This window comes from Sphingomonas sp. LaA6.9 (genome assembly GCF_022601895.1).
In the GTDB taxonomy this organism is placed as follows: Bacteria; Pseudomonadota; Alphaproteobacteria; order Sphingomonadales; family Sphingomonadaceae; genus Sphingobium_A.
The window spans coordinates 57,297-75,919 of sequence record NZ_JAKVIO010000006.1; the positions used below are offsets into that span (position 1 = coordinate 57,297).

The window sequence follows — 18,623 nt, forward strand, 5'->3', positions numbered from 1 at the left end:
AACATCGTCTCGCACATTGTTCGCGCGCTCGTGCAAGCGGTCCGGCGGCACATGCTATGTGATGTTGGAACTGTCCGCTTGCCCCTCTAGAATTTCAGCATCGCTTCGGCGCCAACCATGCGGATCGTGCGCGCAGGTCCGGTGTCGCGGATGAATGCGCCGGGGCGAAAGGCCGAGAGCGAGGCGGTAAAGGACAGGACGTCGCTCGCCTGCCAGCCCGCCACAATCTCGACCTGATTGCCGATATGGCGCGCGGTGCTGCCGCTCGCGGCGCGGATCAACTGGCCGGGCACGTCGTAGATGCCGTCGCCGCGGCTCTCTCGCCAGAAGGCCGCGGCGGTCAGTTCCACGGTCACACCCGAGCCGAGATCGAAGTCGACGCCGGGATGGATGTTAACGATGTTGCGTGGTCCGATCGGCGACAGCTCGCCGAAATATTTTCCCTTGGGGAACAGTGCGTTGAACGTACCGAGCTTGGTGTCCTCCGAATCGCGGTCGCCGCTCGCGATATTCGCGCGCAGCCGCAACCGGGGTTTGAACGGCACGTGCGGCAAGTTCCATGCGGTCTCGGTCGCGAGCGACCAGGCGCGGATGGGGTCGCCGTCGAAATGCCCGCGCTGGAGCATCGCCTCCCAGTTCCAGCCGAGATGGCCGCGCTTGCCGAAGAAGCGCAGCCCGAAGCTATCGCGCGTTTCGCGCGCTGTGCTGTTGGCGAAGCGCGCTTCCTCATTCTCATAGCCGAGCCAATAGACGTCGATGCCGATCCCGCTTGCGGGCGTGATCGTTGCATAGACGCCATCGAGCCTGCGGGTTTGGGAGGTCCTGTCGTCGAAGTCGCGCCCACCGATCGAAACGGGGCGCAGACGAAAGGCGTCAACGCGCACCGGGCCATGTTCGGCTATCGCCCGAAAGCCGTCAAAGGCCTGCGGAATATTGGGGCCGTAGCGGATGCCGACGAGCCGCTCCGAACCCAGCGCCATCAACTCGCGTCCGCCGCGCAGCGTCACGCTGCTGCCCGCGCCCAGGTCGAGGCGGATGTCGGCGAAACCCTGCAGGAGATCGATTCCCGTCTCGTCGGCAGGACCCTCGCCCGCGGCGACGCCGCGCGCATAGCCGGCGATCCCCTGCACGAAAACGCGCGCGGGACCGGCGTGAAGATCGGCGTGCGGCATGGCGCGGAGCCACAGATAGCCATCGTCGGGCGCTGGAGGATCGCCCCAAAGGTTGTTGTCGAACCCCTCGAACCGTGCGCGCGCCTCGCCGCCGAGCGTCAGCCAGACGTTGCCGCGCTGGTCGAGCGGGACATATTTGACCTGTCGCCAGCCGTTGTGCTCGCCATCGCGCAGCACCGACCAATCCTCATCGTAACGCAGATTGGTCTGCGGCGCGTCTTGCGCATGCACGCCGAAAGGCATGAGCGCCGCAAGGAGCAGCAGCCGACGCATCAGCGCCGCGTGACGAAATGACGCACCAGCGGGGGCGTGTCGCCCGCGTTGAAGACGGCAAGCGACTCCTGCTGCACCCGGTCGGCATTGGTCACGCGGTCGTGCTGGCGCAGATGCTCCAGCCAACTTTCGACGGTGAAGGTTTCGATAACCGTGCCCGGCTGCGACGTATCCTCATAGACCCCCCAATGGATCGCGCCGTCGCGTCGGCGGATGCGCCGCATCTCCTGGATCGCGGCGAAGAAGTCGGGAACCCTCGCGGGATCGACGCGATATTCGATCGTGACGAGCACCGGTCCGCTGTCATGCTCGACCGCGCCGTCGACGATTGGCGCCGGCCAGTGCGCGGAGGGCGCGAGATCAAGCATGCTTGCACGATCAAGAGGGAAACGCCAGGCGAGCAGCAGGCTGAAGACGACGAGGAGCGCGCCAGCCACCAGCAGCGTCGACGGCACGCCGATTGTCGATGCGACCGAGCCCCACAAGGTCGATCCCGCAGCCATCGACCCTTGAAAGACCAGCAGGTAGATTGCGAGCGCGCGCGCCTTCACCCAGCCGGGCGAGGTCGCCTGCGCGCCGCCGTTCAACGAGGCCATCATCGCGATCCAGGCAAGGCCAGCGACGAACAGCGCTGCCGATGCGGTCCAGAAAGCCTCCGCGAACGACAGACCCGCCATCGCTGCCGCGAGCAGGACCGACGCTACGAGCGTGATCGTGTTGGCGCCCGTCCGCCCTCGCAGTTTCGGCATCAGCACTGCACCTGCAATCGCGCCCGTCCCCATGAAGGTGAGGAGGCCGCCATAGCCTGCCGGCCCCAGATCGAGGTCGCGCCGCGCGATGATCGGCAGCAGCGCCCAGAGGCAGCTCGCGAAAAGGAAGAAGCCGACCGAGCGGATCAGCACGACCTGAAGCTCGGGCGCGCGCATCGCATAGCGCAGCCCCGCGCGCATCGCGCCGACCATGTGCTCGGCGGGCAGGTGCCGTTCGGGCACATGCCTTTGCCAGCGCGCAAGCACGATCAGCACGCCGACCACCGATGCGGCGTTGACCGCGAAGACCGCGCCCGGCCCCGATGCCGCGATGATGACGCCACCCACTGCCGGGCCGATCGCGCGCGCGATGTTGATGCCCAGCGAGTTGAGCGCGACCGCCTGTTGCAATGCCGGTTGCGCGACCAGTTCGGGAACGATCGCCTGGAATGCGGGCGCCGAGAAGGCGGCGCCGATCGCAATGGCCGCAGTAAAGACAAGCAGCACCCACGCAGTCGTGAATCCGGCGAGTGTCAGTGCCGCGAGCGTGGCTGCTGCTGCGAGCCCGAATAGCTGCGCGCCCATCAGCAGTCTGCGCCGATCGACGATATCGGCGAGCGCTCCTGCCGGCAGGGCAAATGCGAATATCGGGAAGGTTGTCGCCGCTTGCACCAGTGCGACCATCAGCGGATCGGGGGAGAGCGACGTCATCAGCCAGCCCGCACCGACATCGTGCATCCAGGTGCCGATGTTCGACACGATCGTCGCGATCCACAGCGCGCGAAACACCGGGCTGGAAAGCGGACCCGCGGTCGAAGGGGCGACGGCTTCGGTCATGCTTTCCGGTCGCGCAGGATCGCCGCGAGCATCAGCCCGCCGATCAACCCGATATGTTCGAGGAAGGTGTTGCGCTCGTGAAAGCGAGCCACGGGGTCAGCTACCTGCCAGAAGGGATGCGCGATCCGCGTTGCGATCGCCGTGAATACACCGAGCGCACCCGCGCCGAGCCAGGCCTGGCGGCCGATGATGATCAGCAGCGATCCGCCGATCTGGACGATGACGGTGATGCCCACGGTGAGCGCGGCGGGCTCGAGCCCGAAATGTCGCGCTTCACCGAGCGCGCCGCCGAGATCGGCGAGCTTGGCGATGCCGCTCGACCAATAAGGGAGGGTGAGCAGTGTCGCGGCAAGGATCGCGAAGCGGCTGTCGCCGAGCAGGCGCGCGATGGCGGCAGGCGTCATCACTCAGACCGCCCAGCAGCCGCAGCCGAAGGCGCCCCAGAAACTCTGGACGTCGGCGGCGGGAACATTGGCGCCGAGCGCGGCGGCATGGTCATGCCCATGCACGTTACAGGCGGTGCCGCAGCCGCATGCCGCGGCGAGTTTCTTTGCGCCCTCGGGCCGTCGATAATGGCCGCCGAAGGTCGCGACCGGAGACCAGTCGGGCATCGGCCTGGGCAGCGCCGGGGCGATCGGGCCATAGTCGCCTTCGCCATGGACGACCTTGCCGCCGAGCAGCGTGAGGACCGAGCGCAGGTGGACGATCTCGCTTTCGGCGACGCTGAGATAGTCGTCGGAGAGGAGCGCGAGGTCCGCGAGCTGGCCCTTCTTGATCTGGCCCTTCTTGCCGACTTCGTTCGAGAACCATGTATTGGCTTCGGTCCAAAGGCGCAGCGCGGTCTCGCGATCGAGACGGTTACGCACGGGGTAGAGCGTCGTACCGCCGAGCGTCTTGCCGGTGACGAGCCAGGCCAGCGACACCCAGGGATTGTAGCTCGCAACGCGCGTGGCATCGGTGCCCGCGCCGACGGGAATGCCCGCCGCCATCATCCGCTTGATCGGCGGGGTTGTCTCGGCGGCCTTGGCGCCATAGCGCTCGACGAAATACTCGCCCTGGAACATCATGCGGTGCTGCACCGCGATGCCGCCGCCCAGCGCGGCGATACGGTCGATGTTGCGCTCGCTGATCGTCTCGGCATGGTCGAAGAACCAGTTGAGCCCTTTGAGCGGGATGTCCTTGTTGACCTTTTCGAACACATCGAGCGCGCGGCTGATCGTCTGGTCATAGGTGGCGTGGAGTCGCCACGGCCATCTGCGTTCGGCCAGCAGACGGACGACGGGTTCGAGGTCGCTTTCCATGTTCGGCGGCATATCGGGGCGCTCGACGCGGAAATCCTCGAAATCGGCGGCCGAATAGACGAGCATCTCGCCCGCGCCATTGTGGCGATAGCTGTCGTCGCCGTCGCCGGGCTTCACCTGGGTAGACCAGGTCGCGAAGTCCTTGAGCTCTTCCCTGGGCCTTTGCGTAAAAAGGTTATAGGCGATGCGCAACGTCAGCGCGCCGTCGCGGTGCAGCTTTTCGATGATCTGGTAATCGTCGGGATAATTCTGATAGCCGCCGCCCGCGTCGATAACGCTGGTGACGCCCAGCGAATTGAGTTCGCGCATGAACTGCCGGGTCGAATTGAGCTGATACTCGGGCGGCAACTTCGGACCCTTGGCCAATGTCGCGTAGAGGATCGTCGCATTGGGCTGGGCGAGCAGCAACCCGGTCGGGTTTCCCGCCGCATCGCGGACGATCTCGCCGCCCGGCGGATTCGGAGTGTCCTTCGTATAGCCGACAGCGCGCAGTGCGGCGGCGTTGAGCAAGGCGCGATCGTAAAGGTGGAGGATGAACACCGGCGTATCGGGTGCGGCTGCGTTTATTTCGTCGATCGTCGGCAGGCGTTTTTCGGCGAACTGGTGCTCGGTGAAGCCGCCGACGACGCGCACCCATTGCGGCGGCGGGGTGTTCTCCGACTGCCGCTTCAGCATCGCCATCGCATCGGCGAGCGTGGGAACGCCCTCCCAGCGCAGCTCCATATTGTAATTGAGGCCGCCGCGGATGACGTGGATATGGCTATCGATCAGGCCCGGGATGAGGCGACGCCCCTTCGCATCGATGACATCGGCGCCGGGCCCCGCTGCGGCGCGCGCCTCGGCTTCGCTGCCGACAGCGAGAAATTCGCCGTCGCGGATCGCGACCGCCTCGGCGACCGGATTGGCGCGGTCGAGCGTAGTCACCCGGGCGTTGACGATAAGAAGATCGGGCATGTTGGTCCTTCCACTGCGGGCCCAGGCGTTGGTCGCGAGCAGCGCGGATGCGCCGCCCACCAGGATTGCACGGCGATCAGGGCCGGTCATGGTGTCCATTCCTTTCCAGCAAGGCGGCGCGCATCAGCTGCGCTCTTCGGACTGGTGCGGCTGCGCCGACGGCAATTGTCCCATGACATGTTCGGCGCAGTCGGTGCGGATATAGGCGGCCACCTCGTCGCCCTTCATCAGCCGCTTGGCGACAGGGACGATCTGTTCGCCCAGGAGAATTCCGAGGAGACCGACGAGCGCGACCACCGGCGGAGCGGGCGAGCGGACATTCAGGAACCCGTAGATTCCGCCGACGAGCAGGCCGACGGCGAGCGCGATCAGATAGGATTTGAAGTCAACCATCACTGTTCTCCGCAAGGGGCTTCGCGCCGGGCGGTGCCCGGCGCGAAGGGATCAGGCGGCGGGGACAGGGTCGAGCCGCGGTCCGTGCGTGACGCGTTCGTCGGCGCCGTGGACCATCGTATAGGCATAGTCGACGCCCATGCCATAGGCGCCGCTGTGCTCGCGCACGACCGCCATCACCGCGTCGTAGCTTTCCTTGCGCGCCCAATCGCGCTGCCATTCGAGCATCACCTGCTGCCAGGTCACGGGGACGATGCCGACCTGGATCATGCGCTGCATCGCATAATCATGTGCGGCCTGGCTAGTCCCGCCCGAGGCGTCTTCGACCATGTAGATTTCGTAGCCGCCCTCGAGCATCGCCGAAAGCGCGAAACCATTGTTGCACACTTCGGTCCACAGGCCCGAGACGATGACCTTTTTCTGGCCGTTCCTGGCGAGCGCGTCGCGTACCTTCTGGTCGTCCCAACTGTTCATCGAGGTGCGCTCGAGAATTGGATGATCGGGAAAGACCGCCAGAAGCTCGGGATAGGTATGACCCGAGAATCCCATCGTCTCGACCGTCGTGATCGTTGTGGGGATACCGAATATCTTCGCCGACTTGGCGAGGGCGACGACGTTGTTCTTCAACGTCTGACGGTCGATCGACTGGACGCCAAAGGCCATTTGGGGCTGTTGATCGATGAAGATCAACTGGCAGTTCGTGGGCGTGAGCAGTTCGAGCTTGGGATCGGTCATGCCGGGTCTCCTTGGTTCAGGCTTTTACAAATGCGAGAAGGTCGGGGTTGATGGTGTCGGGATGCGTCGTGCACATGCCGTGGGGCAGCCCCTTGTAAGTCTTGAGCGTGCCCTGCTTGAGCAGTTTCGCTGAGAGCGGCGCGGAATCCGCATACGGCACGATCTGGTCGTCATCGCCGTGCATGACGAGCGTCGGCACCGCGATTGCCTTCAGATCCTCGGTGAAGTCGGTCTCCGAAAAGGCCTTGATGCAGTCGTAATGCGCCTTGGCGCCGCCCATCATTCCCTGCCGCCACCAATTCTCGATGACGCCCTGGCTCACCTTCGCACCCGGCCGGTTGAAACCGTAGAAGGGCCCCGAGGGCACATCGAGGAAGAACTGCGCGCGATTGGCGACGAGCGCGGCCCGGAACCCGTCGAACACCTCGATCGGCAGGCCGCCGGGGTTCGCCGGCGTCTTGACCATGATCGGTGGCACGGCGCCGATCAGCACGGCTTTGGCGACGCGGCCAGGTCTGGCGCGCGCGACGTAGCGCGCAACCTCGCCGCCGCCGGTCGAATGGCCGATGTGCACCGCGCCCTTCAGGTCGAGATGATCGGCCAGCGCCGCGACGTCGGCGGCATAGGTGTCCATCTCATTACCGGTGTCCGTCTGCGTCGAGCGGCCGTGGCCGCGCCGGTCGTGCGCGATGACGCGGTAGCCCTGCAGCCGGAAGAACATCATCTGATTGTCCCAGTCGTCCGCCGACAGGGGCCAGCCGTGATGGAAGACGATGGGCGTGGCATCCTTCGGCCCCCAGTCCTTGTAAAAGATCGAAACGCCGTCGGGGGTTGTCACATAGTCCTGGGTCATCCGGGTATCTCCTGTCGTTGATGAGGCGGAAGGTGGCTGGGCCAAAAGGGCGCCGGGCCCGACGACCGCAGCAAGGGCGATTGCGGTCGCCGTTCCGGCGGCTCCGCCGATGACTTGCCGGCGTTCCAGGTGCGGTCCGTCGAGCATGTTTGCTTCTCCCATTTTCGTACCCGCCAGGCCTTCCTCGCGGGCGGCCCTATTCCAGCGCTATGACCTTGCGGCCGAAGATCCGCGCGTCGATCGAGTAACCGCCCGCGCCGATCATCGAGAGCGCGAGCGATGCGAGCCCGTGCAACAGCGCGAACAAACCGAGCTGCCCGCCAATATCTGCACCGATCAGCGCCGCTGCGATCAGTCCGCACGCGCCCGCGATCCGTGTCAGGGCGCCCAGTACGAGCATCGCAACGATCAGAAGTACCGGCCACTCCACCCAGGGCGCGGCGGCAAGTGTCGCGCCGACGGCCAGCGCCGCGGCCACCGACAGGCGGAGAAGTAAGAGAGCCCATCCAACCAGCCCCGTCGGATACTGAAAGAAGCTCCTGGTCATGACCTGAGATTAGGAATGGCACCCCGGCTTCGCTACGCCGGAAAGGGGGGTAGAACAGTAACTCTTTCGGGTTTGCCGTGCGCACGGCAGACGGGGCATGGCCGCTCCCAATCGACACCGTCTGCGAGGAGATATAGGACATCGGCATGCGCGGCGGGGGACGATCATGCGTTTGGATCATCGGCGCGCTCATGCTCGCTGCCAACCCGCCTGCACGCGCGCTCGATCCGCAACGGGGCCTCGGCCAGCTCCATCACACCGCCTGGACGATCGAGGATGGTGCGCCGCCCGATATCTGGGCGCTCGCGCAATCGGCGGATGGCTATCTTTGGCTCGGAACAGGCGGTGGACTCTACCGGTTCGATGGCGTGCGGTTCGAAGAATTCCGGCCTGTCGCGGGCGAAAGCTTGCCATCGGCGAACATCAACGCCTTGTTCGCCGATCCCCAGGGCGATTTGTGGATCGGCTTTGAAGCAGGTCAGATATCGAGGCTTCGCGGTGGAAGGCTGACCACATTTTCGCCCGGGGTAGCTGGCGCGTCGGTGCTGCAGATCGCCGGGGGCCGGAACAACGACATTTGGGCCGCCCTGATGGGGCGCCGCCGAGGCGGGCTGGCGCGCTATGCGAACGGTCGGTGGACAATGGTCGGGCAAAGCCGGGGGCTTCCGCCTGGCGGCGTGTCGAGCGTGCTCGCTGCGCGCGACGGATCGATCTGGGCGGCGACAGGCGGCTGGCTCTGGGTGCTGCGGCCGAAGGCGCGAACATTCGAACGAACGGGGGAGCCCGCTCTCGAACGCGCGCGCATCTTTCAGGCCCGCGATGGCCGTATCTGGCTGTCGCCCGGCGGGGCGCTGCCTGTTCATGCGATCGCTCCTGCGCTTCAACCGGCAGGCGTGAAAGGCGCACCGCCCGGCCCGGTCTCACCCAGCCTCGAGGGCAGCGGCGAGCCGATCTGGGTCGATCGCGACAACGTCCTCTGGGGCGCGCGCACGCGCGGCGGCATCTTCCGGATTGCGGCAGCGCGGCGTAGCGCGACGGATCGTGCTTCGCTTCACCCATCCGTCGAGAGATTCACCTTGGGCGACGGACTGAGTTCGGACATCGCCAGTCCGCTGCTTGAAGATCGTGAGGGGAATATCTGGGTCGGCACCAATCTCGGCCTCGATCGTTTCCGGCAAACCAATACGGTCGCGGCGCCAGGCTTGCCGGCCACGTCACGTCAGGGCTTCCAGGCGGCGGCAGGCCAGAACGGCACGGTCTATGTGCTCACCGGCGACAGGTTGTTCAAAGTCCATGCCGATCGCGAGGCTGAACCGATCGCCCGCCTCGAAGGACGGCCCAGATCGCTTTATGTCGACCGGTCGAACGGAGTCTGGGTGGGCTTCGAACACGGCTTCGCCCGTCTCGAAGGTTCGCGATTGCGCTTCGTCACGCTTCCGGGCGGCGTCAAGGGCGGCGTTGTCGGGTGGCTGGAGACCAGCGGCGGGCTTCTCTGCGCTTCGGTGCTCGATCAAGGCGTCTTCTGCAAGGACGCGAAGGGGTGGGAGCGCGCTCCGGCACCGCTCGGCACCCTGCGGCGGGCGCCCGTACAAATGGTTTCCGACGCCGGGGAGCGGCTATGGCTCAACTATGAAGATCATCTGGTATTGCTCGACGGGGCGCGCCAGACGGTCTTTTCGGGGAAAGACGGTCTGACGGTCGGCAGCATCGAAATTGTCGCGGCGGTCGACGACGAGGTCTATGCGGTTGGCGACTTCGGCGTCGCGCGTTTCGACGGGCGGCGCTTCCAGACACTGCGGTCGGATCGGCATCCGCTGCTGAGCCGGCTTTCGGGGATTGCAAAGGGCGCCGACGGTGCGATCTGGCTGAATGGCCTCAAAGGGGTGGTCCGGGTGACGGCCGCGGACATGGCGTCGGCCTTCGCCGATCCCGGCCGCCCGGTGCGCACGGCGCTCTTCGATCTCGATGACGGGCTGCCGGGGGTCGCGCAACAGGATTCGAATACGCCTACCGTGATCTCGACGACCGACGGCAAGCTGTGGTTCGTAACCAGTCATGGCGTCGCGTGGATGGATCCCCGGCATCTCTCGCGAAATCCCCTCCCACCTCCGGTGTCGATCACCCGGCTCGTCGCCGCGGGGCAATCATTCGCGGGGCTTTCGGCGATCGACCTTCCTGCCGGGACGACCAGCTTTCAGATCGATTATACGGCGCTTAGTCTCGCGATACCCGACCGCGTGCGCTTCCGTTACCAGCTCGAGACCATCGATGCGGGATGGGTCGATCCCGGGTTGCGGCGGCAGGCCTTCTACACCGGCCTTGGACCTGGTCGCTATCGTTTCCGGGTCATCGCCGCCAACAATGATGGCGTCTGGAACCGGACGGGCGCGACGCTGACAGTCGTCATTCCCCCGACCTTCGCCCAGAGCATCTGGTTCAAGATCATCATCGCCGGCGCGCTGCTCGCTGGCGGCTGGCTGCTCTACTCGATGCGAATGCGTCAGGTCGCATCGACGATCCGGCTGCAACTTGAAGAACGTCTGCGCGAGCGCGAACGTATCGCGCGCGAGCTCCATGACACCTTGCTGCAGGGCTTTCAGGGCCTGGTATATCGATTCCAGTCGGCGATCGACATGCTCCCGGCGTCGCATCGCGCGCGCGCCAATCTGGAGGAAGCGCTGGATCTCGCCGACACAGCGCTCGCAGAAGGGCGCGACCGGGTGCGCAACCTTCGGACCGGACCGACCGACGACGATGTCGCGCAGCATTTCGCCGGCACGGCCGCGCACAGCGCACCGACGAATGCGGGCGCGTTCCAGCTTGTCACCGAGGGGCATCCGCGTCCGCTGCACCCGGTCGTCCGCGCCGAAATCCTCCGTATCGGAGACGAGGCCATTCTCAATGCGATCCGTCATTCCGCCGCTCAGAAGATCGTGGTGAGCATCGTCTATCATTCACGCGAATTCCTGTTGCAAATTGCCGATAACGGGGTTGGAATCGCGCCCGAGCTGATCGCCCGCGGAGGGCGGCATAACCATTTCGGGATGACGGGGATGCGCGAGCGGGCCGAGGTTGTCCGGGGCAGCTTTTCGATCGCGAGCCGACCCGGCGGCGGCACCCAGGTGACACTGACGGTGCCGGCATCCATAGCCTATGTGCACAAGGCGCGGGGCGGCAAGCGCCTCTTCCGTTGCCGCTTGCCGCTCGGGGATTGAAGGATGGCCGCACCAAAACGGGCTCGTACCATCAAGCTGATGACGGTCGACGATCATCCGTTGCTTCGCGATGGCCTCGCAGCGCTCATCCAGCCCCAGCCCGATATCGAACTGGTCGCCGAAGCTTCGAACGGTGTCGAGGCCGTCGAGTTCTTTCGTCGTTTTCGGCCCGATGTGACGCTGATGGATCTGCAGATGCCGCTAATGGGCGGAATCGAGACGATCGCGGCCATTCGCGCCGAATTCGCCGCCGCGCGGATTATAGTCCTCACGACCTACGCTGATGAGAACAAGGCCGTGCGCGCGCTCAAGGCGGGGGCCGTCGGCTATCTGCTCAAGAATGCGGTGCGCCGGGAGTTGCTCGACACGATTCGGGCGGTGCATGCCGGACAACGCCGGGTTCCTCCGGACATCGCGTGCGAGATTGCGGCTCATCTCGGAGACGAAGAACTGAGCGACCGGGAGATTTCGGTGCTTCAACTCGCCGCCGGCGGCAACGCCAACAAGCAGATCGCATGGCAGCTCTCGATCTCGGAGGATACCGTGAAAGCGCATATGAAGAGCATCTTCGCCAAGCTCGATGCGTCCGACCGGGCGCACGCCGTCGCGATCGCGGCCAGGCGCGGTTTCATCGAAATTTAGCCTGCCATCTCGCGGACACGCCCGAGGACGGCAGGCATTTGTCCGTTTCGACGGTTCCGTTTTCACGTCGATGAAGCCGCCGCGCACAGAGCGAACCATCTCATACCGAGGATGTCATCAGGTCTAGGCCGCCAGTTTGACGGTCGATGCAGGCGCGTTTTCGACCCGGAATTCGTCGGCAAGGGCTGCGAGGTTGATGACCTCGCTCATCAGGTTCAGAGTGGCGGCCGAGCCTTCCTCGGCCATAGCTGCATTACCCTGGACCGCGCCGATCATAGAGGAGAGCGTGGACGTAATCTCGTTGAGCGTATGCGCTTGCGTCTTGTTGTCTTCGGTCATTCCATCCACCAAAGCGTGGACCGAACTGAAATTGCCCGAAATGTTCACCAGAGCAGTATCGACGCGGCGGACCGCCTCGGCCGCTGAACCGATATCGGCCTGCGTGACGGTCAACTGGTCGCGCGCGTGCTTCGCCTCTTCTTCGGCGCGCATGGCCAGCGCCGAAACCAGATCGGCCACGACCGCGAAGCCGCGGCCGGCATCGCCGGCCCGTCCGGCTTCGACTGCAGCGTTCATGGCCAGCACGCGTGTCTGGAAGGCGATCTTGTCCACGCCTTCGATCACCGCGTCGATGCCGATCGCGCTTTCGCGTATGCGCCGCATTGCTACCACGGCTTCTTCCGTCACTGCGCGGCCGTGCGCCATGGCATCGCCGGCGAGATTGGCCTGCTCCTGCATGCGGTCGCCACCGACCGCGATGTCCCGGAGCCGCTCGTCAAGTTCGCCGACCGCAGCCGAAATCTGTTCGAGCGACGCGGCGCTGGTTTCCGACTGACGGGAAAGCGCACGTGATGCGTCGGTGATCCCCTCGGTGCTGGCCCGGATGCTGATGATGCCGCGCGACAGGCTGCCCGCGAGCAGCCCCAGCTTTTCGACTGCGCTGTTGAACGATTGCCGGAGCGCCCCGTATCCTGCGGGGAAATCCTGCCCGATGCGGACGGTGAGATCGCCGCCGGCAAGTCCGTCGAGTCCGTCGCCGAGCAATGCGACCGTGCGGTTGAGTGCTTCTGCCTGATTAGCCTGCTCCGCCCGGGCTTTCGCCTCGACCGCCGATCGAGCCTTCGCCTCCGCTTCGACATGGTGCAGCAGATCGACGACCTTGGCCGCTATCCAGCACAGCGTCGCGGCCTCGGCTAGCAGAATCACGGCGTGAAGCAGGATGCGCCAGAGATTGCCCTCGCCGAAGAACACCCAGGTCGGCACGAGCAGGCCGAAGACGAGATGATGGACGGCCACGACGGCTGTTGCCGCCATCAAGGCGCGGCGATCGCACAGTACCGAGATCATCGCGAGCACGGCAAAGAAGATCATGTGCAGATCGACCTGCCACACATGACCTTCGAACAACTGTAGCAGTAGCGCCGGAGCGGCGGCCACCGTGGCGCTGACCCACATCCGCGCCGCGCAGCCCTGGTCGCCGCGCATCACCAGCCATGTGGGATAGACGGGTAGCAGCAGGGCCGGCGCTATCGTCCAATATTTGTCTCCTCCCATGAAGAATGCGCCGAGAATGGCGACCAGGCAGAGGGTGTATAGAAGAACGGTGAGCAGACGCAGGCCGTTGCGGCGGACGGTGCCGAGAGACAGGGTGTTCATCATCGTTTTCCAGGGACAGTCGCTTGCTCGGGCGCCTCCCCGCATGCGGCGGGGGTGGCGGCAAGCAGCAGCTTTTGATTGGTGAGGGCGGGAACAAGCAACGACGACCGTTCGCCGTGGATGACATAGGATCCGGGCAATGGACCGGGGCCGAGCAGGCGGGCGCCATGCCTTGTCGCCCAGGCGGCGGTCTGACCCGGCGATGCCAGCTCCAGGGGGACGGCCAGCATCTGGCCGCTGGCCGGCGGAGCAATCCATACCGCGGTCAGCGCCAAGAGCACGATCAGATGGAGAGTGCGCAACAAGCGGGAAATTCCGTCGCGTGAACGGATCTCGTCGTCATGATCGAGAGCTTTGGAGGCGGCTGGACAGGACGGACACTGCCCGAAACGCGTTGTCCCGCAATCAGGACTCATGTGCTTGCATCCATATCGAACCTGCCGGACGTGCTTGCCCGCTTACGAATTATAGGACGTTTGAAGGTGAACGAGCCCAATTCTTCTTAAAAGGATTGGGGACGCGTTGATTACCGTGAGTTGCCGCCGGAGGCAGAGAAAAAGGAAAATTGACATGGATATCGGTCACATCACCTCGCCGATACGAGTGTGTTTGACGAACTTGGGCTTGATGCCATCTTTGTCGCCAAGGCCAAGCTGGCGATCCGAATCTCGAAGGTGATACGAGAAGCTGGGATAAGCCAGCGACGCGCCACCGCTTGCATGGGTATTTCTCAGGCTAAGCTTTCACAGCTGACGTGCGGTCATTTTGAAGCGTCAAGCGAAGGCAGGCTTGTCGGACCGACAACGGCCCATTTTGCATTTAACGCCCAACATACTCATGCTGCTATTTAGCGCGGCTATTTCTGAGGCTTTCAGCAAATGGCGCACCCAAGAGGATTCGAACCTCTGGCCTCTGCCTTCGGAGGGCAGCGCTCTATCCAGCTGAGCTATGGGTGCGTGGCGCTTCGCAGCGTGTGAAGCGCGCTTAGCAAAGCCGGTTGCGCTTGGCGAGGGGTTTCATGACGCCGCGCCGATCACTTGCCGGCGAGCTCGACGGGCTGGAACTTGCCGAGGCCGCAGCTCGGGCCCTGGATTGCGGGCGGGGAATGCAGCACCGTGATGATGTCGGTCGAGCAGAGCTGGCTCATCGAAGTCTTGTAGGAAAAGCGTTCCTCGAAGCCCAGCGAGCCGCATTCGTGCGGCAACTCGTTGCGATAGACCCTGCCGCCCGTCATGTGGAAATCGATGGTCTTGTCGCCGTGGACGCGGGTGTTGCGGATCTGGATGATCGGAATGCAGCTGACCGCCTCGCCCTTGGGCGTCGCGACGGGAATTGCGTTGCGGTCCTTCTTCGCCTGGACGGAACCGCCCGCGGCGAGAAGTGCGAGGGTGGCAACGACGGCAAGCGCGCGCATCACATGTCTCCTTTGAGCTTTGCCGCGCGATTCTGCTTCGGCGCAGATGACTTGGGCCTGAACGCACAGAGATCCGCGACCTTGCAGCGCCAGCATTCGGGCGTGCGCGCCTTGCAGACATAGCGGCCGTGAAGGATCAGCCAGTGATGCGCGTGGAGGCGAAAGGGCTGGGGAACCGCCTTTTCGAGCTTCTTCTCGACCGCGAGTGGCGTCTTGCCGGGGGCAAGGCCCGTGCGGTTGCCGACACGGAAGATGTGCGTGTCGACCGCGAAGGTCTCCGCGCCGAATGCCGAGTTCATCACGACGTTCGCGGTCTTGCGCCCCACACCGGGCAGGCGTTCGAGCGCATCGCGATCGGCGGGGACCTCGCTGCCATGTTCGGCGATCAGCTGTTCGGACAGAGCGATGACGTTCTTCGCTTTCGCATTGAACAGGCCGATCGTCTTGATGTGTTCCTTCAGCCCGTCCTCGCCCAATGCGACCATCGCCTCGGGGGTCTGGACCTCCTGGAACAGCCGGCGCGTCGCCTTGTTCACGCCGACATCGGTGGCCTGCGCCGAGAGCACCACCGCGACGAGCAGCGTGAAATCGTTGACATATTCGAGCTCGGTCTCGGGCGCGGGATTGTCCTCGGCCAGCCGCGCGAAGAACTCGACGATATCGGCCTTCTTCACAGTCCGAGCACGTCCGCCATACGGTAACGCCCCGCAGGCTTGCCCGCGAGCCAGAGCGCCGCCCTGACCGCGCCCTGTGCGAAGATCGCGCGGCTCTCGGCGCGGTGGCCGAGCTCGATCCGCTCGCCATTGCCCGCGAGGATCACCATGTGATCGCCCGCGACCGAACCGCCCCGAAGTGCTGCAAAACCGATCTGGCCCTCCTTGCGTGCGCCCGTCTGCCCGTCGCGCCCACGGTCGCTGTGCGTCGCGAGATCGACGCCGCGCCCCCCGGCCGCCGCCTCGCCAAGCAGCAGCGCGGTCCCCGAGGGCGCGTCCACCTTGTGACGGTGGTGCATCTCGACGATCTCGATGTCCCAGTCGGGCCCGAGCCGCGCCGCCGCCTGCTTCACCAGCGCCGCGAGCAGCGTGACGCCGAGCGAGGTATTGCCCGTCTGGAGCACCGCGACATGCTGCGCGGCATCGTCCACATTCTGGAGATCATCGGCGGTGAGCCCCGTGGTGCCCACGACGATCGGCTTGCCTGCAGCGACCGCCGCGCCGAGATTGCCGACCAGCGCCGAGGGCACCGAGAAATCGACGAGCACATCGGCGGCATGCGCCAGCGCCATCGGATCACCGCCCGCATCGACACCGCCCGCATACTCCGCGCCCGCCGCACCGATCGCCTCGCGAATGGCGTGTCCCATCCGCCCTTCGCTGCCGTAAATCCCGATCTTCGTCATGCCCTTGCACCCGTCCTTTCGCGGCCGGCTATGGGCGAGGCGGCTGGCCCTGTCCACGTCCGGCGACGGCTTAGATTCACTTAGATTCACACATTTCTCACAAACGCGCATATTGTCGACCTTCCCCCGCGATCGAGCCAGACGCGTCCGTGAGCCAGCATGACAGCAAGGCCGCGTGTAGGACAGCGCTGCGGGACGAAAGGCCCTGCGCGTCGGCCTTGCGGCCTGCGCGCCGGGCTGCTTCAACAGGAGGCATGAACGCGTATGTCTGTCTCGGAATCGCGATCCTCGCCGAGGTGGTCGCTACCTCCGCGCTGTAGGCGTCGGAGAGCTTCACGCGCATCGGGCCGAGCGCGGTGGTGGTGATCGGCTATGCCATCGCTTTCTACGCACTGTCGCTGACCCTGAAGACAATCCCCGTGGGCATTTCCTATGCGATCTGGTCGGGTGTGGGGATCATTCTCGTCACGGGCGTGGCCTGGGCATTGTACGGGCAGAGGATCGATCTGCCGGGCCTTGCCGGGATTGCGCTGATCATCGCGGGAGTAGCGGTGATCAACCTGTTCTCGCAATCGGCGAGGCATTAGGTGCCTGGCAGGGCGCGTGTTTGTTGTCACGATAAGCGGACAGTCCGGACGCGCCGGTATTGCGGAAATTAGTCAGCGGCTAACTGGGTGCGTTTGGTGGCGATCCTGTGCCGCCTATACATTGCCTAAGCCACGACAGCATTTCGTCTGCCTTGTACAATTGATAGCTGCCTATATCTCCCTGTTCCCGCGAGAGTTTCATAGTGTCAGCTCTTGATAGTTTTTGATCGGAAAGCTCATTCGGCAAGGGCACCATCAGTCCGGGTTCGCCTACAAAGGTCCCTTCGGCGGTCAAGGAAATTTGTTCGATTGGGTCATTGTCACTAATGAATTGAATCGTAACGGCATATTGTTCACGCCATTTGGACCATTGCCAATTCGAGTTTGATAGCATGAGCGTAAGCGGCCTTTGACCTCGGCTATGGAAGCCAATGTGAGTGCCGTCAGGTGCATTAATAGACGCAGCGCAGGAATTAGTGAGCTTGGCGACGCTCCATCCTCCGATCGTTTCCCGTAAATTTGGAGCCTTAGCGCCTAACTGAACTGGGCTGATTACAAGCATCCCAAATAGGAGCGCGTATCCGCCGAGGTACCTCATGTCTCGCTCCGTACTTGTGCAACCGTTATCGATTTATCGCACAAATTCGGGATTTACATAGCAGACTGTCAGTTTACCCCGACTTTTCGGACGTTGCCGCACTCAAAAGCGGATACAAAATCCTGACAGTCAGCTCACGGCGGGACCCTGGGGCAAGCCCCGGGTGACGAAGTGACGCAGCGCCTGCTTCCCCCAACAATTCCGCCGCGCTGACCACTTATATCGCTGCGCCGGAGCTGACATGCATCCGCTCCGGCGTCCGGTGGTGCCGCGCACAGCTGGCTTCAGCGCTGCTCGAGCCGCTTGCGCAGCTGTTCCTCCCGCTCGACGATTTCAGCTGTGACAGCGTCGCCGAAATCGGACAGTTGGACGACCGGCCGGATCTCGATCTCGCTGGGACCCGGCATCGGATTGGGGCAGCGCTTCACCCACTCGACCGCCTCGGCCATGTCCTTCACTTCCCAGAGCCAGTAGCCCGCAACAAGTTCGCGCGTCTCGGCGAACGGGCCATCGATCACGGTACGGCCCGGGCCGTCGAACGCGACGCGCTTGCCCACCGACGATGGCTTCAGGCCCTCGCCGCCAAGCATGATGCCCGCGTTGACCAGCTCCTCATTGTATCTGGTCATCGCGTCGGCCAGCTCGGTCGTGGGCATCGCGCCGGCTTCGCTGTCTTTGGTCGCCTTGACCATCACCATGACACGCATTGGCTTCTCCTGTGCTGCATCGGGGCCGTGAGCGGCCTCCTGCTTTCAAGACGAACGAACTTCGCCGAAATCGACAGGCCCGAGAAAATTTTTCGCGCACCGTCAAAGGCCATCACGCCTTTTGGACAAGGCTATCCCGGCGAGATTTTGCGATCGTTTGACGTGCCTGATGCGGATGCGCGAGAACCGATCGGCCAGCGACGTGAATGTGTCGTGGTGCTCGCGAAGGTCAGCACCGCGGCATTTCCAGAGCCCGGCGGCCTGATTGACCACAAGCGCGGAGTCCCCGACCAGTTCTATTTCGGTCGCCCCCAATGAGTGCGCGATTTCCAGGGCGTGGATGAGCGCGAGCCATTCGGCGTCGTTGTTCGTCCCATGACCCATGTCGGGCTGGTGATAGACAACGCCCCTCGCGACCACCGCGAGTTCCATGGTTCCCGGGTTGGGGCGGCAGCCGCCATCGAAAAAGAGTTTCAACCGACCCTTTGGCATCGTCCCTGCTCATGCGTAGAGGACGATCCTTTTCACGGAGCAGCGTTGCCGAGGCAAGAGGGCGCCTTCGGGCTGCGGCGACGTTGTGTTCACACCGCG

17 protein-coding genes, 1 tRNA gene and 2 pseudogenes are annotated in these 18,623 nt (G+C 64.3%); 4 read left to right on the forward strand and 16 right to left on the reverse strand.

The window, feature by feature from the left end:
• Positions 1-86: 86 nt before the first annotated feature.
• The 8 genes from MKI88_RS04860 to MKI88_RS04895 form a co-directional block, all read right to left on the reverse strand.
• Positions 87-1,445 carry an alginate export family protein gene (locus MKI88_RS04860; RefSeq protein ID WP_241629834.1) on the reverse strand — a complete coding sequence of 453 codons (1,359 nt, stop codon included), beginning with the start codon at positions 1,443-1,445 and terminating at the stop codon, positions 87-89.
• Positions 1,445-3,031, reverse strand: a complete 1,587-nt coding sequence (locus MKI88_RS04865; protein ID WP_241629835.1) for an MFS transporter — start codon at positions 3,029-3,031, stop codon at positions 1,445-1,447. Before MKI88_RS04865 ends, MKI88_RS04860 begins: the two co-directional genes overlap by 1 nt.
• Positions 3,028-3,435, reverse strand: a complete 408-nt coding sequence (locus MKI88_RS04870) for a DoxX family protein (RefSeq protein WP_241629836.1) — start codon at positions 3,433-3,435, stop codon at positions 3,028-3,030. Before MKI88_RS04870 ends, MKI88_RS04865 begins: the two co-directional genes overlap by 4 nt.
• Positions 3,436-3,438: 3 nt before the next feature.
• Positions 3,439-5,376 (reverse strand): amidohydrolase, encoded by a 1,938-nt coding sequence (locus MKI88_RS04875; protein WP_407073302.1) that lies wholly within the window; start codon positions 5,374-5,376, stop codon positions 3,439-3,441.
• A 33-nt stretch (positions 5,377-5,409) separates the two neighbouring features.
• Positions 5,410-5,679 carry a DUF1427 family protein gene (locus MKI88_RS04880; RefSeq protein WP_241629837.1) on the reverse strand — a complete coding sequence of 90 codons (270 nt, stop codon included), beginning with the start codon at positions 5,677-5,679 and terminating at the stop codon, positions 5,410-5,412.
• Between the two features lie 51 nt (positions 5,680-5,730).
• Positions 5,731-6,414: a hydrolase gene (locus MKI88_RS04885; protein ID WP_241629838.1), complete on the reverse strand. Its 684-nt coding sequence runs from the start codon at positions 6,412-6,414 to the stop codon at positions 5,731-5,733.
• 16 nt (positions 6,415-6,430) lie between these two features.
• Complete coding sequence (locus tag MKI88_RS04890) at positions 6,431-7,267, reverse strand: alpha/beta fold hydrolase (RefSeq protein WP_241629839.1); 837 nt, start codon at positions 7,265-7,267, stop codon at positions 6,431-6,433.
• Positions 7,268-7,463: 196 nt separating this feature from the next.
• Positions 7,464-7,814 (reverse strand): hypothetical protein, encoded by a 351-nt coding sequence (locus MKI88_RS04895; protein WP_241629840.1) that lies wholly within the window; start codon positions 7,812-7,814, stop codon positions 7,464-7,466.
• Positions 7,815-8,005: 191 nt separating this feature from the next.
• On the opposite strand from MKI88_RS04895, the gene MKI88_RS04900 reads away from it, so the two are divergent.
• Both MKI88_RS04900 and MKI88_RS04905 read left to right on the forward strand, forming a co-directional pair.
• Positions 8,006-11,029 carry a sensor histidine kinase gene (locus MKI88_RS04900; RefSeq protein WP_241629841.1) on the forward strand — a complete coding sequence of 1,008 codons (3,024 nt, stop codon included), beginning with the start codon at positions 8,006-8,008 and terminating at the stop codon, positions 11,027-11,029.
• A gap of 3 nt (positions 11,030-11,032) precedes the next feature.
• Complete coding sequence (locus tag MKI88_RS04905) at positions 11,033-11,671, forward strand: response regulator transcription factor (protein WP_241629842.1); 639 nt, start codon at positions 11,033-11,035, stop codon at positions 11,669-11,671.
• Positions 11,672-11,794: 123 nt separating this feature from the next.
• Here the strand turns inward: MKI88_RS04905 and MKI88_RS04910 are convergent, their stop codons facing one another.
• Together MKI88_RS04910 and MKI88_RS04915 are read right to left on the reverse strand one after the other, a co-directional pair.
• The gene (locus MKI88_RS04910) at positions 11,795-13,330 is read right to left on the reverse strand and encodes a methyl-accepting chemotaxis protein (protein WP_241629843.1); all 1,536 of its coding nucleotides are present in this window, start codon (positions 13,328-13,330) and stop codon (positions 11,795-11,797) included.
• Positions 13,327-13,743 carry a hypothetical protein gene (locus MKI88_RS04915; protein WP_241629844.1) on the reverse strand — a complete coding sequence of 139 codons (417 nt, stop codon included), beginning with the start codon at positions 13,741-13,743 and terminating at the stop codon, positions 13,327-13,329. The genes MKI88_RS04910 and MKI88_RS04915 overlap by 4 nt, the downstream gene beginning before the upstream one ends.
• Positions 13,744-13,932: 189 nt before the next feature.
• On the opposite strand from MKI88_RS04915, the gene MKI88_RS21510 reads away from it, so the two are divergent.
• Positions 13,933-14,178 (forward strand): XRE family transcriptional regulator, encoded by a 246-nt coding sequence (locus MKI88_RS21510; protein WP_407073303.1) that lies wholly within the window; start codon positions 13,933-13,935, stop codon positions 14,176-14,178.
• A 28-nt stretch (positions 14,179-14,206) separates the two neighbouring features.
• On the opposite strand, the gene MKI88_RS04920 is transcribed toward MKI88_RS21510, so the two are convergent.
• From MKI88_RS04920 to dapB, 4 genes are all read right to left on the reverse strand, one after another.
• A tRNA-Arg gene (locus MKI88_RS04920) sits at positions 14,207-14,283 on the reverse strand.
• 77 nt (positions 14,284-14,360) lie between these two features.
• Positions 14,361-14,741 (reverse strand): hypothetical protein, encoded by a 381-nt coding sequence (locus MKI88_RS04925; protein WP_241629845.1) that lies wholly within the window; start codon positions 14,739-14,741, stop codon positions 14,361-14,363.
• Positions 14,741-15,415, reverse strand: a complete 675-nt coding sequence (nth, locus tag MKI88_RS04930) for an endonuclease III (RefSeq protein ID WP_241629846.1) — start codon at positions 15,413-15,415, stop codon at positions 14,741-14,743. The genes MKI88_RS04925 and nth overlap by 1 nt, the downstream gene beginning before the upstream one ends.
• Positions 15,412-16,140, reverse strand: coding sequence for a 4-hydroxy-tetrahydrodipicolinate reductase (gene dapB, locus MKI88_RS04935; RefSeq protein ID WP_241629847.1), 729 nt, complete (start codon positions 16,138-16,140; stop codon positions 15,412-15,414). The genes nth and dapB overlap by 4 nt, the downstream gene beginning before the upstream one ends.
• Before the next feature lie 254 nt (positions 16,141-16,394).
• Here dapB and MKI88_RS04940 point away from each other — a divergent pair.
• Positions 16,395-16,727, forward strand: a pseudogene (locus MKI88_RS04940) (SMR family transporter).
• Between the two features lie 954 nt (positions 16,728-17,681).
• On the opposite strand, the pseudogene MKI88_RS04945 reads toward MKI88_RS04940, so the two are convergent.
• Positions 17,682-18,032: pseudogene (locus MKI88_RS04945) on the reverse strand (YciI family protein); the annotation flags it as partial.
• Between the two features lie 102 nt (positions 18,033-18,134).
• Positions 18,135-18,524, reverse strand: coding sequence for a ribonuclease HI family protein (locus MKI88_RS04950; protein ID WP_241629848.1), 390 nt, complete (start codon positions 18,522-18,524; stop codon positions 18,135-18,137).
• Between the last annotated feature and the right edge of the window lie 99 nt (positions 18,525-18,623).

Bases quoted from the DNA above. Each gene is read 5' to 3' on its own strand.
- MKI88_RS04915 (WP_241629844.1), bottom strand. From the start codon at position 13,743: ATGAGTCCTGATTGCGGGACAACGCGTTTCGGGCAGTGTCCGTCCTGT.
- MKI88_RS04875 (WP_407073302.1), bottom strand. From the start codon at position 5,376: ATGACCGGCCCTGATCGCCGTGCAATCCTGGTGGGCGGCGCATCCGCG.
- MKI88_RS04895 (WP_241629840.1), bottom strand. From the start codon at position 7,814: ATGACCAGGAGCTTCTTTCAGTATCCGACGGGGCTGGTTGGATGGGCT.
- MKI88_RS04880 (WP_241629837.1), bottom strand. From the start codon at position 5,679: ATGGTTGACTTCAAATCCTATCTGATCGCGCTCGCCGTCGGCCTGCTC.
- MKI88_RS04910 (WP_241629843.1), bottom strand. From the start codon at position 13,330: ATGATGAACACCCTGTCTCTCGGCACCGTCCGCCGCAACGGCCTGCGT.
- MKI88_RS04870 (WP_241629836.1), bottom strand. From the start codon at position 3,435: ATGACGCCTGCCGCCATCGCGCGCCTGCTCGGCGACAGCCGCTTCGCG.
- MKI88_RS04905 (WP_241629842.1), top strand. From the start codon at position 11,033: ATGGCCGCACCAAAACGGGCTCGTACCATCAAGCTGATGACGGTCGAC.
- MKI88_RS04860 (WP_241629834.1), bottom strand. From the start codon at position 1,445: ATGCGTCGGCTGCTGCTCCTTGCGGCGCTCATGCCTTTCGGCGTGCAT.
- dapB (WP_241629847.1), bottom strand. From the start codon at position 16,140: ATGACGAAGATCGGGATTTACGGCAGCGAAGGGCGGATGGGACACGCC.
- MKI88_RS04950 (WP_241629848.1), bottom strand. From the start codon at position 18,524: ATGCCAAAGGGTCGGTTGAAACTCTTTTTCGATGGCGGCTGCCGCCCC.
- MKI88_RS04865 (WP_241629835.1), bottom strand. From the start codon at position 3,031: ATGACCGAAGCCGTCGCCCCTTCGACCGCGGGTCCGCTTTCCAGCCCG.
- MKI88_RS04890 (WP_241629839.1), bottom strand. From the start codon at position 7,267: ATGACCCAGGACTATGTGACAACCCCCGACGGCGTTTCGATCTTTTAC.
- MKI88_RS04925 (WP_241629845.1), bottom strand. From the start codon at position 14,741: ATGCGCGCGCTTGCCGTCGTTGCCACCCTCGCACTTCTCGCCGCGGGC.
- MKI88_RS04900 (WP_241629841.1), top strand. From the start codon at position 8,006: ATGCTCGCTGCCAACCCGCCTGCACGCGCGCTCGATCCGCAACGGGGC.
- MKI88_RS04885 (WP_241629838.1), bottom strand. From the start codon at position 6,414: ATGACCGATCCCAAGCTCGAACTGCTCACGCCCACGAACTGCCAGTTG.